The sequence below is a fragment of the Sphingomonas baiyangensis genome (genome assembly GCF_005144715.1).
Classification (GTDB): domain Bacteria; phylum Pseudomonadota; class Alphaproteobacteria; order Sphingomonadales; family Sphingomonadaceae; genus Sphingomonas; species Sphingomonas baiyangensis.
This window is the reverse complement of sequence record NZ_SWKR01000001.1, coordinates 84,121-97,739: the sequence shown is the minus strand read 5'-3', so window position 1 is coordinate 97,739 and position 13,619 is coordinate 84,121. Positions and strand designations below refer to the sequence as shown.

The following is a 13,619-nucleotide window of genomic DNA, read 5'->3' as shown; positions in this document are numbered from 1 at the left end:
GCCTAGTCGATGGGCAGCGCGAAGGCCAGTCGCTACCCTAGTCGTCGGAGCGTTTCGCGCCGTCGAGCAATGCACTGCGCCGCGCTTCCTCGGCGGCGGCGGCTTCGCGTTCGGCGCGCGTGCGGCCATGCGCGATGCGGTTGGCATCGGCTTGCGCCACGCGCGCGGCGCGCGCCTTGGCCTTGCGTGCGCGATTGAGATTGACGATGTCGGCCATGGGCTTCCAAAGGTAGCGCGATATCCCGCGCCGGCAACCACCGGCGCCCATCCAGACAAGCGGAGCGGACATGGCCGGCAGCGTCAACAAAGTCATTCTCGTGGGCAATCTCGGCCGCGATCCCGAATCGCGCAGCTTCTCGAACGGCGGCAAGGTGGTGAACCTGCGCATCGCGACCTCGGAAAGCTGGAAGGATCGCAACAGCGGCGAGCGCAAGGAAAAGACCGAATGGCATTCGGTGGCGATCTTCAACGAGGGCCTCGCGAACGTCGCCGAGCGCTATCTGCGCAAGGGCAGCAAGGTCTATATCGAAGGTGCACTCCAGACGCGCAAATGGCAGGACCAGCAGGGGCAGGACCGCTATTCGACCGAGATCGTGCTGCAAGGCTTCAACAGCGTGCTGACGATGCTCGACGGTGCGCCGGGCCAAGGCGGCGGCGGTGGCGGCGACGGATCGCGCGGCGGTGACGACTGGGGCGGCGGCGGCGACTTCGCCGGCCAGTCCTCGTCGCGCGGCGGCGGCAGCGGTGGTGGATATGGCGGCGGTAGCGGCAGCCGCAGCGGTGGCGGCTTCGCCGACGATCTCGACGACGACGTGCCGTTCTGACGAACATCGTTCGCTCGCCAATGACCAGCCATTGGCGGGCGGATTTTACGGCGTGCCGCGATCGAAAGGCTGCGCGCGGCGCTTTATTGCATCGATCGCAACCGGCGGCGCCGTGGCAACCGCATTTCCATGGATGGTGAGCCCTGCTGGGTTCGAACCAGCGACCTACTGATTAAAAGTCAGTTGCTCTACCGACTGAGCTAAGGGCCCGCGCGGCTGCACCTATGATCGCGCGCCGCCGGGGTCAACCGGTCGCGACGTGCGCAGGCGCGCGGCGAGCTGCGCAAGCGTGAGCCCGCTCGCCGGATCGCGCCAGCGCGGCGCGAGCGCGGCTGCCGGATCGAGTACGAAGCGGCGCGCGCGGAACGCCGGGTGCGGGATGGCGAGGCCGTGCGAGGCCCAGCTGCCGCCCGACCACAGGATGATGTCGCAGTCGATCACACGCGCGCCCCAGCGCTGGCCGCGCCGGCGGCCGAAATCGCGTTCGATCGCCTTGAGCGCGGCGAGCATCGCAGGCGGCGCGAGCGTGGATTCGACCAGCGCCGCGCCATTGGCATAGCGGCGGTTCGAAGGGCCGAGCGGCGGTGTCTCGATCACGCGTGCGGCCGCTATCACCTGCCCTGGCAGCGCCGCGATCGCCGCTGCCACCATCGCGCGCGGTGCGCCCATGCGCCCGCGCCGGTTCGATCCGAGCGCGATCAGATAGGTTGCCGGCGCCATGCCGCTGCGCCTATCGCGCATGGATGTTCGCGCCAAGCCCGCTTCCCGCATCCGAACCGCCGCGCGATTGCCCGCGCTGCCCCCGCCTCGTCGCGTTTCGCGAGGCGCTGCGCATCGAATATCCCGACTGGTGGAATGCGCCAGTCAATGCGTTCGGCGATCCCGATGCGTGGCTGGCGATCGTCGGGCTGGCGCCGGGCAAGCATGGCGCCAACCGTACCGGGCGGCCCTTCACCGGCGATCATGCCGGCGTGCTGCTGTTCGACACGCTCGCCAAGTTCGGGCTCGCGAGCGGCACCTATGAAGCGCGGCCCGACGATACGCTGCGGCTCGAGGGCGCGATCATCATCAACGCGGTCAAGTGCCTGCCTCCCGAGAACAAGCCGACGCCCGAAGAGATCCGCACCTGCCGTCCGTTTCTCGAAGGGCAGATCGCCGCGCTGCCGCAGCCACGGATCTTCGTGGCGCTGGGCCAGATCGCGCACCAGTCGGCAGTCAAGGTTTTGGGCGGCAAGCTGCCCAAGGCCAAGTTCGGCCATCTTGCCGAACACCGCATGCCGGGCGGGCAGGTGCTGATCGATAGCTATCACTGCTCGCGCTACAACCAGAATACCGGGCGGCTGACGCCTGCGATGTTCGAGGCGGTATTCGCCCGTGCGATCGAGGTTCGCGCCGAACTGGCCTGACGCGCCCGGGGGCGGGGGGTGACGCGCAAGGCGGTGCACGCTACCCAAGCCGCCATGCAGGGTCTCAACAGCACCGAACGCGCCGCCGTCGACCATGTCGCGGCCGCGCCGATCGCCGATCATGTGGCGGCGTGGGTGGCGGTCAATTCGGGCACGCGCAACCTCAAGGGCGTGGCGCGGATGGGAGAAATGCTCGCCGACGCCTTTTCGGCGCTGCCCGGCGGCGCGGTGCTGGTGGCGCCCGAACCCGTCGAGCAGGTCGATGGCGAGGGCCGCGTGCAGCGGCTCGATCATGGCCGGCACCTGCTCGTGACGGTACGACCGCAGGCGCCGGTACAGATGCTATTTACGGGTCATATGGACACGGTGTTTCCCGTCGATCACCGCTTCCAGAAGCTCACCGTGCTGCCCGACGGGCGCTGGAACGGCCCCGGCGCCGCCGATATGAAGGGTGGGCTCGCGGTGCTGCTCGCGGCGCTGAAGGCGATCGAGGCTGGCCCGGCGGCGGCGCGACTCGGCTATCAGGTGCTCATCAACTCAGACGAGGAGACAGGCTCGCTCGCATCGGCCGATCGCATCGCGCAGACCGCGCGCGGCAAGGTGGCGGCGCTCACGTACGAACCCGCGCTGGCCGACGGCACGCTGGCGGGCGCACGCGGCGGCACGGGCAATTTCGCGCTCGTCGTGAGTGGCCGCAGCGCGCATGCGGGGCGCAATCCCGAGGAGGGCCGCAACGCCGTGGTCGCCGCCGCCGATCTGGCGCTGCGCCTGGCGCGCGCCGGCCGCGCGGGGCTGGCGGTGAATCCCGCGCGGATCGAGGGCGGGGGTCCGAACAACGTCGTTCCCGATCACGCGATCCTGCGCGTCAATTTCCGCCCGTCGGACGCCGCCGCGATCGCCGATGCGCAGGCCGCGCTCGACGAGGCGGTGGCCGCCGTTGCGCCCGCGCATGACGTGCGTATCGCGGTGCATGGCGGCTTCAACCGCCCGCCCAAACCGATCGATCCCGCTTCGCAGAAGCTGTTCGGACTGGTGAAGGCGGCAGGCGCCGATCTCGGCATTCCCGTCGCGTGGCGATCGACCGGCGGGGTGTGCGACGGCAACAACATCGCGGCTGCCGGCGTGCCCGTGGTCGACACGATGGGCGTGCGCGGCGGCGCGATCCATTCGGCCGACGAGTTCATGATACCCGAGAGCCTCGCCGAACGCGCGGCGCTGTCCGCGGTCACCATCCTGCGCATCGCCGAGAGGGGCCGCCCATGAGCTTTCGCATCCGCGCCGCGCGCAACGACGATCTGCAACCGCTGTACGAGATGGCCAAGCTCACCGGCGGCGGATTCACCAACCTGCCGCCCGACCGGCCCGCGCTGAAGGCCAAGCTCGATCGCAGCGCCGAAGCGTTCGCCACCACCGACGATGTCGTGCGCGACGATCTGTTCGTGCTCGTGCTCGAGAATGTCGAAACGGGCGAGGTGCGCGGCACCTGCCAGATCTTCACCAAGGTCGGCCAGCGCTGGCCTTTCTACAGCTACCGGCTGAGCACGATCACCAAGCATAGCGAGGAACTTGGCCGCACCTTCCGCTCGGAAACGCTGAACCTCGTCAATGATCTGGAGGGCTGTTCGGAGGTCGGGGGGCTGTTCCTGCATCCGGCCGAGCGGGCGGGCGGGCTGGGGCTGCTGCTGGCGCGCAGCCGCTATCTGTTCATCGCGCAGCACCGTGCGCGCTTCGCCGATCGCATCCTCGCCGAATTGCGCGGCGTGATCGACGAGGCGGGCGGTTCGCCATTCTGGGATGGCGTGGCGGGGCGCTTCTTCGGCATGGGTTTCCAGCAGGCCGACGAGTTCAACGCGACGCACGGCAACCAGTTCATCGCCGATCTGATGCCGCGCCACCCGATCTATATCGCGATGCTGACCGAAACCGCGCGCGCCGCGATCGGCATGCCGCACCCTTCGGGCCGCGCGGCGATGCGGATGCTCGAGAACGAGGGCTTCGCCTATGAAGGCTATGTCGACATCTTCGACGGCGGCCCGACGATGACCGCGCGCACCGACGCAGTGCGCTCGATCGCCGAGAGCCGCACGGCGACGCTCGCGGGCCTGGCCGATGACGGCGAGCCCGCGATCGTGGCGGCGGGATCGCTCGCGGGCTTCGTCAGCGCCTATGGCCGCGTCGCGCGCGAGGGGAACGGCATCCTGCTCGACGAAGGCTGCGCCGCGGCGCTCGACGTGCGTGAGGGAGCGGCGTTGCGCTATATCGCGCGGTAGGGGGCTACGGTCGGAACGCCAGCGGTGTTTCCGATCGCTCCCCGCCCCCACCGTTCGTGCCGAGTAGAGGCCGAGTAGCGCCGTAGGCGCGTGTCGAGGACTCGTATCGAGGCATGGCTGGCGCGCTCCAAACTGTCCCTCGATACGCCGTCTCGATACGCTGCTGGCGCAGCTACTCGGCGGCTACTCGGGACGAACGGGGTGGTGGATCGGCGCTTTTGGATTTCAAACAGACAATTACCCGCAGCTGACCTTAACGATCGTACCGTCGGACGCGGTTTCGATGTTGAGCCGGTCGGGACGGAAGTCCATCGTCAGCGCCGATCCGGTGACATATTGCCGCACCGTGCGTGCGCCGGCGCGGGTCCGCGCTTCCTCGACCGTCGCGGCATCGGCCATGCGGCCGAGCAGCGCGCGCACGTCGGTGGCGTCGCACTGCGCGCCGCTCGGCGGCGTGGCGGCGTCGGGCGGCGCCTGATCGACGGGGGTGCAGGCCGCAGCGGCGAACGCCAGCGGCAAAAGGGTGACAAGGCGCATCATTCGGACTCCTCGGTACGCGTCATCCGCAATTTGCCACCCTTGACGGCAAAGGCCAGTCGGCCTTCGACGAGCGCCAACGCATCGCGGCCGAACTGTTCGAACCGCCAGCCGTTGAGGATCGACAGCCCCTCGCGCTGGCCGGCGGCAAGCGCCTCCAGATCGTCGCTGCGCGCGAGCAGCCGCGAAGCGACGTTGATCTCCTTGGCGCGGATCTTGAGCAGCAGCTTGAGCAGGTCGGCCACAAGCGCGCCGTCCTTGCCGAGCCCGGGGCGCCGCTCGTCGCGGCCGGGCATCTCGTCGGCGGGCATCGGTTTCGCCTCGGCAAGCGCGGTCATCATCCGGCCGCCGATGTCGTTGCCGCCCCATGTCGCCGAGAGGCCGCGCACGCGCGTGAGGTCGCCCTGCTTGCGCGGCGGATTGGCAGCGAGATCGGCGATCGTCTCGTCCTTGACGATGCGGCCGCGCGGCAGATCTTTGCCCTGCGCCTCGATCTCGCGCCAACGCGCGAGCGCCTTCAGGCGGCCGAGCACCTCGGGCTTGCGGCTCGAGATGCGCACGCGGCGCCACGCCTGTTCGGGATCATTGAAATAGTTGGCGGGGTCGGCGAGCCGCTCCATTTCCTCGTCGAGCCAGAGGCCACGCCCGGTCTTGCGCAGCTTTTCGAGCATCTTGGGGAAGATCGTCGCCAGATGCGTGACGTCGGCGATGGCATAGTCGATCTGGCGTGCGTCGAGCGGGCGGCGCGACCAGTCGGTGAAGCGCGCACCCTTGTCGACGGTGATGCCCAGATAGCTGTCGACGAGGTTCGAATACCCCACCTGCTCGCCTTGCCCCAGCGCCATCGCCGCCACCTGCGTATCGAACAGCGGATGCGGCGTCTTGCCGGTGAGGTTGTAGACGATCTCCAGATCCTGCCCGCCGGCATGGAAGACCTTGAGCACGTCCTCATTCTCGGTCAGCAGGTCGAGCAGCGGCTTCAGGTCGATGCCCGGCTGCATCGGATCGATCGCCGCAGCCTCGTTGGCGTCGGCGATCTGGATCAGGCAGAGCTCGGGCCAGTAGCTGTTCTCGCGCATGAACTCGGTATCGACCGCGACGAAGGGCGACTGCGCAAGACGCGCGCAAAGATTGGCGAGGGCGGCATTGTCCTCGATCAGGCCATGTATGTGCATCGCGGCTCCATAGAGCGAGTTGCGCGCCTTGACAAAGAGGGGAGCGGCATGGATGCGCGGCGCCATTCCGTTTCGCGCTGATTTGAAAGAGCAACGACCATGCACGCCTATCGCACGCACCATTGCGGCGCCCTTCGCGACACCGATGTCGGCACCGAGGTCCGCCTGTCGGGCTGGGTCCACAAGAAGCGCGACCATGGCGACCTGGTGTTCGTCGACCTGCGCGACCATTACGGCATCACGCAGATCGTCACCGAGGTCGACGGGCCGGTATTCGCGGTGATCGAGGAGCTGCGCAGCGAATCGGTGGTCACGATCACCGGCAAGGTAGTGGCGCGCGCCGCCGAGGCGGTTAACCCCAACCTGCCCACGGGCATGATCGAAGTGCGCGCGATCGACGCGGTGGTGCAGAGCCACGCGCACGACCTGCCGCTGCCCGTTGCCGCCGAGGCCGACTATCCCGAGGATATCCGCCTGCGCTACCGCTTCCTCGACCTCAGGCGCGAGCGCATCCACGCCAACATCATGCTGCGCTCGAACGTGATCGCCAGCATCCGCAGGCGGATGGTCGATCAGGGCTTCACCGAGTTCCAGACGCCGATCCTGACCGCCAGCAGCCCCGAGGGCGCGCGCGACTATCTGGTGCCCAGCCGCGTGCATCCGGGCAAGTTCTACGCGCTGCCGCAGGCACCGCAGATGTTCAAGCAGCTGCTGATGGTAGCGGGGTTCGACCGCTATTTCCAGATCGCGCCGTGCTTCCGCGACGAGGATGCGCGCGCCGATCGCTCGCCCGGCGAATTCTACCAGCTCGACTTCGAGATGAGCTTCGTCACGCAGGAAGACGTGTTCCAGGCGATCGAGCCCGTGCTGCACGGCGTGTTCGAGGAGTTCGCCGACTGGCAGGGGAAGGGGCGCAGCGTCAGCGCGCGGCCGTTCCGCCGCATCCCGTTTCGCGAATCGATGCTGAAATACGGCAGCGACAAGCCCGATCTGCGCAACCCGATCGAGATCGCCGACGTGACCGATCATTTCCACGGATCGGGCTTCGGCATCTTCGCCTCGCTGGTCGAGAGCGGCAGCGTGATCCGCGCGATCCCCGCTCCCGGCGCGGGTGCGGGCAGCCGCAAGTTCTTCGACGACATGAACAACTGGGCGCGCGGCGAGGGCTATTCGGGGCTCGGTTACATCAACATCAAGGACGGCGTGCCCGGCGGCCCGATCGCCAAGAACCATGGCGAGGAAGCGACCGCCAAGCTCGTCGCTGCGCTCGGCCTCGGCGACAATGACGGTGTGTTCTTCGCCGCCGGCAAGGAAGCGCAGGCGGCCAGGCTGGCCGGCCTTGCGCGCACGCGCGTGGGCGAGGCGCTGGGGCTGATCGACAAGTCGCGCTTCGAGTTCTGCTGGATCGTCGATTTCCCGATGTTCGAGGCCGACGAGGAAACGGGCAAGATCGATTTTAGCCACAATCCCTTCTCGATGCCGCAGGGCGAGATGGAGGCGCTGGAGACCAAGGACCCGCTCGATATCCTCGCCTATCAGTACGACATCGTCTGCAACGGCGTCGAATTGTCGTCGGGGGCGATCCGCAATCACAAGCCCGAGATCATGTACAAGGCGTTCGAGATCGCGGGCTATTCGCGCGAGGATGTCGATACCAATTTCGCCGGCATGATAAACGCCTTCAAGTGCGGCGCGCCGCCGCATGGCGGATCGGCGCCTGGGATCGACCGCATCGTCATGCTGCTCGCCGACGAGCCCAATCTGCGCGAGGTCGTGCTGTTTCCGATGAACCAGCGCGCCGAAGACCTGATGATGGGCGCGCCGTCGACGGTATCGATGAAGCAGCTGCGCGAGCTGCACATCCGCACCGTCGACGGGCCGACGAACGGCTGACGGCGTACGGCGCCTTCTAAAAAGGCGGCCTGCGTCGGGGGCTAAGGGCCGAAGTCCGTACCGTGTCATCAAAAACCGGATTTTCCTCGCCGGCGAAGCTGCTATGCTCGCCGGCGAGGAGAGGATTCGATGGCCGATGCACCCGAACCGATCGAAGGATTCCGCGCCGAGGCGCGCGCCTGGCTCGCCGAGCATTTCCCGCCCGAGTTGAAGGGCAAGGACAATGCGATGTCCGCGGTCGAGGGGCCGGGCGAACTGACCGAGGCCGAAGCGCGCTGGAAGGCGACGATGGGCGCCAAGGGCTGGGGCGTGCCCACTTGGCCCGCGCAATATGGCGGTGGTGGCCTCAGCCGTGCCGAGGCGCGCGTGCTTAGCGAGGAGATGGCACGCATCGGCGCCTGGAACCCGATCGGCGGGATGGGCGTGATGATGTTCGGGCCGACGCTGCTCGAATATGGCAGCGAGGCGCAGAAGGCCGAGCACATTCCGCCGATCGCGCGTGGCGAAGTGCGCTGGTGCCAGGGCTATTCGGAACCCAACGCCGGATCGGACCTGGCCAACGTCCAGACTTTTGCGGCCGACGACGACCATTATGTCGTCAACGGCCAGAAGACCTGGACCTCGGGCGGGCAATGGGCCGACAAGTGCTTCGCGTTGGTGCGCACCGACAAGGGGCACAAGCATGGCGGCATCAGCTTCCTCCTGATCGACATGGATGCGCCGGGCGTCGAGACGCGGCCGATCCGGCTGATCTCGGGCCAGTCGCCCTTCTGCGAGACCTTCTTCACCGATGTGCGCGTGCCCAAGGCCAATCTGGTGGGGCGCGAGGGGCAGGGCTGGGAAATCGGCACGCGGCTGCTTCAGCACGAGCGCAGCAGCCTTTCGGGCGGCGGCGGCAGCGCGGGGCGGATGCTCGCGGGCAAGCCGCTGGCGGCAATGGCGAAGGAATATCGCGGCGACGCGGATGGCCGCATCGCCGATGCCGATCTGCGCGGCCGCATCGTGCGGCACGAGATGGAGATGCGCGCCTTCGCGCTGACGCTGCGCCGCGCCGCGCTCGACGCCAAGTCCAATTCGGGGCCGTCGGCCACCAGCTCGATCATGAAGAATGTCGGCGCGCGCATCACGCAGGAACGCGCCGAGCTCGCGATCGAGATCATGGGGATGCAGGGGCTCGGCTGGGAAGGCGAGGGCTTCGCCGAGGAGGAGCTCGCACAAACGCGCACGTGGCTGTGGGGCAAGGCGGTGTCGATCTATGGCGGATCGACCGAGATCCAGAACAATGTGATCGCCAAGCGCATCCTGGGAATGGGCGCCAAGGCATAAACGACCGCGCCCTGTCAGGGCGAAGGGGAGGATGATGGCGGTACTCGACGAAGATCAGGTGATGCTGCGCGACATGGCGCGCGAATGGGCTGACAACGAGGCACCCGTCGCGGCTTTCCGCCGCATGCGCGATGCCGCGCCGCCCGAGGGCTATGATGCCGATCTGTGGCGAGCGCAGGCCGAAATGGGCTGGGCGGGCGTGCTGGTACCCGAGGCGCAGAGTGGCGCCGGGATGGGCTATCTGTCGCTCGGACTGGTGCTCGAACAGCTCGGCCGCAATCTCGTCGCCTCGCCGCTGGCCGCCACGGCGGCGGCGACGAGCGCGATCGTGCTCGGCGGCACGCCCGAGCAGCAGGCGGCATGGCTGCCGCGCATCGCCGCTGGCGAACTGGTCGCCACGCTCGCGGTCGACGAAGGGCCGCATTTCGCTCCCGATCGCGTCGCCGCGCGTGTCGAGGGCGGGCGCCTGACGGGCACCAAGGCGTTCGTCGCCGAGGGGGATAGTGCCGCGTTGTTCGTCGTCGCCGCAACCGACGGGCTCTATCTGGTCGAGCGCGGCGAAGGCGTGTCGGTCGCTTCGCGCCGCATGGTCGACGCGCGCAGCCATGCCTTCGTCACTTTCGAGAATGCGCCGACCGATCGACTGGGCGAGGGTGGCGAGGCGCTGTTGCAGGCTGTGACCGATCGCGCGGCCGCCGCCACCGCCGCCGAGATGCTCGGCATGGCGACCTCGGCGTTCGAGCAGGTCAACGACTATCTCAAGGGCCGCGTGCAGTTCGGCCAGACGCTCGACAGCTTCCAGGCACTCCAGCACCGCATGGCAAGGATGCTGACCGAGATCGAGCTCATGCGATCGGCAGTCGAGGGGGCGCTCGAGGCGATCGACGCAAAGCGATCCGATGTCGGGCAGGCGGTAAGCCTCGCCAAGGCGCTGGCGGGCGACACGCTGCATCTCGTCAGCCGCGAGATGGTGCAGCTTTATGGCGGCGTCGGCATGACCGACGAATATGACGCCGGCTTCTACCTCAAGCGCGCGCGCGTGCTTGAGGCGATGTGGGGCAACGCCGCCTGGCATCGCGAGCGCTTTGCCCGTGCCAACGGCATGTGACGATTAAAGGTTGCGAACAGCAACTTTTCGGCGTCAGGGTATGCCGGTATCCAATCATGGTAATTTCGCCACATGCACAAATTTGTTGGGCGAAATAAGCGTGCGTGGCTTGACGTGACCATCGTTTGCGCGAAGATTTAGAGAAATCGGTATGCACCGGAAAACAGGTGCAGCCAAAGGAGGAGAGTGATGATGAAAAGGCAGCTTCTGACCGCCTGCGCGCTTCCCGCGTTTGTCCTCGCGCTGGCAATGCCGGCCCATGCGCAGGAAGCCACGCCCGTCACGCCCTCGCCCGTGCAGGAAGGCGCCACGACGCAGGACGAGGCTCCGCCCGAGCTCGATGCCGGCGGCGAGATCGTCATCACCGCGCAAGGCCGCGCGCAGCTGCTCACCGACGTTCCCGTCGCGGTGTCGGCGATCAGCTCGGAAAGCCTTCAGCTTTCGGGCGCCAACGACATCCGCCAGCTAAACCAGCTGGCACCTTCGCTGCTCGTCAGCTCGACGGGTAGCGAGGCCAACGGCTCGGCGCGTATCCGCGGCATTGGCACGGTGGGCGACAATCCGGGCCTCGAAAGCTCGGTCGCGGTGTTCATCGATGGCGTGTATCGCTCGCGCTCGGGCATCGGCCTCAACGAGCTGGGCGAGATCGACCGCGTCGAGGTGCTGCGCGGCCCGCAGGGCACGCTGTTCGGCCGCAACGCATCGGCGGGTCTCATCAACATCATCTCGAAGCAGCCCGACTTCAACGGCTTCAGCGGCAATGCCGAGGCGACCTACGGCAATTACGATTTCTGGCGCTTCCAGGGCGCGCTTAACGTGCCGCTGGGCGAGACGCTCGCGGGCCGCATCGACGGCGTGTACGTCAAGCGCGACGGCTTCTACTACGACCCGACCAACGACGTCGACGTCAACGACCGCGACCGCTATTTCATCCGCGCACAGTTGCGCTTCGAGCCGTCGAGCGATTTCAGCGTACGGCTGATCGGCGACTATACCAAGCGCAACGAAAGCTGCTGCGGCGCGACCTATGTCGACAGCAGCGTCAATCCGTTCGTCGGCAATCTCAACAACCCGGCCCCCACGCTTCCCGGCGGGCTGGCGCAGGGGAACAACATCATCAACGTCATCCGCGATCTGGGCCAGCCGCTCGATCGCGTGAACAATGCCGGCTACGATCGCACGCTATCGGTATCGCCTGGCCGCAGCTATGAAGGCGAGACCGAGGACAAGGGCGTCTCGGCGCAGATCGACTGGAGCTTCGGCAACGCGACGCTGACGTCGGTGACGGCCTATCGCGAATATTTCAGCGGCCAAGGATCGGATACCGACTATTCGACCGTCGACATCCTGTACCGCGAGGGCGACAACAACTCGTCACGCCAGTTCAAGACGTTCAGCCAGGAACTGCGGTTGCAGGGCGAAGCGTTCGCGGGCAAGCTCGACTGGCTGGTAGGCGCCTATTATGCCGACGAAGACCTGAACGTCACCGACAATCTGCGCTTCGGCAGCCAATATGGCCGGTTCGCGACCTGCCGCCTGATCTCGGGCACGGCGCTTGCCGGCTTCTATGCGCCGGGCAGCGCGGGCTGCATCTCGCCCACGGGCCGCGCGGTGCTGTCGGGCGTGGTGCCGGGCGTGCCCTCGCCCTTCGGGCCGGCAGGACCGGCGATCGTGGCCGGGCTCGATCGGCTCGACGGCGTCAACGATCGCGGCTCGACACTTGACCGCTATTTCCAGAACAGCCGCAACTATGCGTTCTTCACGCACAACATCATCCACATCACCGACAAGCTCGATCTGACGCTCGGCCTGCGCTACACCAACGAGCGCAAGCGTTTCTCGGCGACCTTCGGCAACGACAATGTCGCGTGCCCCGCGCAGCAGGCGGCACTCGCGCCATTCCTTTCGAACGCCGGACTCGCGGCGATCGCAGGCGGCCTGATCGGCCTGACGTGCCAGGGCAATTCGACCGCCGAGCTGAACGGCGTCAGCATCAACGACGAGCGCAACGAGGACGAGTTCACCGGCACCGCGGTGCTCTCGTACAAGCCGACTGACGACCTGCTGCTCTACGGGAGCTTCTCGCGCGGTTACAAGGCGGGCGGCTTCAACCTCGATCGCTCGGCACTCAAGTCGCCGATCCTGCCCTTCGCGGCAGTCGGCGGCGCGCAGGCGCTGGTGGGCGGCCTCCAGTTCGACCAGGAGCTGGTCGACGCCTATGAAATCGGCGCCAAATATTCGAGCGGGCCGTTCGTGCTGACCGCAGCGGCGTTCCGGCAGGAGTTCAGCAACTTCCAGCTCAACACCTTCAACGGTACCGTCTTCCTCGTCGCGACGGTCAATGCGTGCAAGACCGATCTGGGCGGCGACGATCGCGATCTTTCGCCGACGACCGGCGCATGCAACCCCGACGACGTGACCTATGGCCTGACCTCGCAGGGCATCGAGCTCGAAGCCGCGATCAATCCGGTGCGCGACGTCAACATGAACCTCGGCTTCACTTATGCCGACACGCGCTATCGCGACAATTTGGTGGGCAGCGCCAATGGCCTGCCGCTCGATCCCGCGCTGCGCGTGCTGCCCGGCCAGCAGCTTTCGAACGCGCCCGAGATCGTCGTCACTTCGTCGTTCGCATGGACGCCCGAGATCGGCAGCTCGGGGCTGTCGGGCCTGTTCTACATCGACGGTCGCCTGACCGACGATTTCAACACCGGCTCGGACCTGTTCCCGCAAAAGGCGCAGGACAGCTTCTTCCTGATGAATGCGCGCGTCGGCCTGCGCGGCCCCGACCAGCGCTGGGGGATCGAGGTTTGGGCGCAGAACCTCACCAATCACGACTATGCGCAGGTGGCGTTCAACTCGCCCTTCCAGGCAGGCGCTACTGCCGCGCCGTTCGTCGATCCGCAATATCCGGGTGGACGCCAGATATTCTCCCAGTTCCTCGCCGAGCCGCGGACCTACGGCATCACGCTGCGGGGACGGTTCTAACGACGTGGAGAACGCCTGAGGCGTTCTCCACGTCGTCACCCCAACCTGCGAGCCGGGGTCCCGCTCTTCGCAGATCGGAAGAGAAGCGGGAC

General features: G+C 67.1%; 12 protein-coding genes and 1 tRNA gene. 8 read left to right on the top strand and 5 right to left on the bottom strand.

Features of this window, described 5'->3' with window-relative positions:
- Positions 1 to 37: 37 nt before the first annotated feature.
- Positions 38 to 217 carry a DUF4169 family protein gene (locus FBR43_RS00435; RefSeq protein ID WP_136941284.1) on the bottom strand — a complete coding sequence of 60 codons (180 nt, stop codon included), beginning with the start codon at positions 215 to 217 and terminating at the stop codon, positions 38 to 40.
- Between the two features lie 70 nt (positions 218 to 287).
- Here FBR43_RS00435 and ssb point away from each other — a divergent pair, with 70 nt between their 5' ends.
- Positions 288 to 824, top strand: coding sequence for a single-stranded DNA-binding protein (gene ssb, locus FBR43_RS00430; protein WP_136941283.1), 537 nt, complete (start codon positions 288 to 290; stop codon positions 822 to 824).
- A 134-nt stretch (positions 825 to 958) separates the two neighbouring features.
- Here ssb and FBR43_RS00425 read toward each other — a convergent pair.
- Both FBR43_RS00425 and folK read right to left on the bottom strand, forming a co-directional pair.
- Positions 959 to 1,034 (bottom strand) — tRNA-Lys (locus FBR43_RS00425).
- A gap of 12 nt (positions 1,035 to 1,046) precedes the next feature.
- Positions 1,047 to 1,544, bottom strand: coding sequence for a 2-amino-4-hydroxy-6-hydroxymethyldihydropteridine diphosphokinase (gene folK, locus FBR43_RS00420; RefSeq protein ID WP_136941282.1), 498 nt, complete (start codon positions 1,542 to 1,544; stop codon positions 1,047 to 1,049).
- A 23-nt stretch (positions 1,545 to 1,567) separates the two neighbouring features.
- Here folK and FBR43_RS00415 point away from each other — a divergent pair, with 23 nt between their 5' ends.
- The 3 genes from FBR43_RS00415 to FBR43_RS00405 are packed head-to-tail and all read left to right on the top strand — an operon-like array spanning position 1,568 to position 4,500.
- Positions 1,568 to 2,230, top strand: coding sequence for a uracil-DNA glycosylase (locus tag FBR43_RS00415; protein WP_136941281.1), 663 nt, complete (start codon positions 1,568 to 1,570; stop codon positions 2,228 to 2,230).
- A 54-nt stretch (positions 2,231 to 2,284) separates the two neighbouring features.
- A complete protein-coding gene (locus FBR43_RS00410; protein WP_136941756.1) occupies positions 2,285 to 3,493 on the top strand; it encodes a hydrolase in 1,209 nt (402 codons plus the stop codon).
- Positions 3,490 to 4,500 carry an arginine N-succinyltransferase gene (locus FBR43_RS00405; RefSeq protein ID WP_136941280.1) on the top strand — a complete coding sequence of 337 codons (1,011 nt, stop codon included), beginning with the start codon at positions 3,490 to 3,492 and terminating at the stop codon, positions 4,498 to 4,500. The genes FBR43_RS00410 and FBR43_RS00405 overlap by 4 nt, the downstream gene beginning before the upstream one ends.
- A 237-nt stretch (positions 4,501 to 4,737) precedes the next feature.
- Here the strand turns inward: FBR43_RS00405 and FBR43_RS00400 are convergent, their stop codons facing one another.
- Both FBR43_RS00400 and rnd read right to left on the bottom strand, forming a co-directional pair.
- On the bottom strand, positions 4,738 to 5,040 hold the full coding sequence (locus FBR43_RS00400) for an I78 family peptidase inhibitor (RefSeq protein ID WP_136941279.1): 303 nt from the start codon (positions 5,038 to 5,040) through the stop codon (positions 4,738 to 4,740).
- Complete coding sequence (gene rnd / locus FBR43_RS00395; RefSeq protein WP_136941278.1) at positions 5,037 to 6,212, bottom strand: ribonuclease D; 1,176 nt, start codon at positions 6,210 to 6,212, stop codon at positions 5,037 to 5,039. Before rnd ends, FBR43_RS00400 begins: the two co-directional genes overlap by 4 nt.
- 99 nt (positions 6,213 to 6,311) lie before the next feature.
- On the opposite strand from rnd, the gene aspS reads away from it, so the two are divergent.
- The 4 genes from aspS (at position 6,312) to FBR43_RS00375 (ending at position 13,527) form a co-directional block, all read left to right on the top strand.
- Positions 6,312 to 8,105: an aspartate--tRNA ligase gene (aspS, locus tag FBR43_RS00390; RefSeq protein WP_136941277.1), complete on the top strand. Its 1,794-nt coding sequence runs from the start codon at positions 6,312 to 6,314 to the stop codon at positions 8,103 to 8,105.
- 129 nt (positions 8,106 to 8,234) lie between these two features.
- Complete coding sequence (locus tag FBR43_RS00385; protein ID WP_136941276.1) at positions 8,235 to 9,431, top strand: acyl-CoA dehydrogenase family protein; 1,197 nt, start codon at positions 8,235 to 8,237, stop codon at positions 9,429 to 9,431.
- A 34-nt stretch (positions 9,432 to 9,465) separates the two neighbouring features.
- Positions 9,466 to 10,539 carry an acyl-CoA dehydrogenase family protein gene (locus tag FBR43_RS00380; RefSeq protein ID WP_136941275.1) on the top strand — a complete coding sequence of 358 codons (1,074 nt, stop codon included), beginning with the start codon at positions 9,466 to 9,468 and terminating at the stop codon, positions 10,537 to 10,539.
- Positions 10,540 to 10,728: 189 nt separating this feature from the next.
- Positions 10,729 to 13,527: a TonB-dependent receptor gene (locus FBR43_RS00375; RefSeq protein ID WP_394344000.1), complete on the top strand. Its 2,799-nt coding sequence runs from the start codon at positions 10,729 to 10,731 to the stop codon at positions 13,525 to 13,527.
- Positions 13,528 to 13,619: the final 92 nt, after the last annotated feature.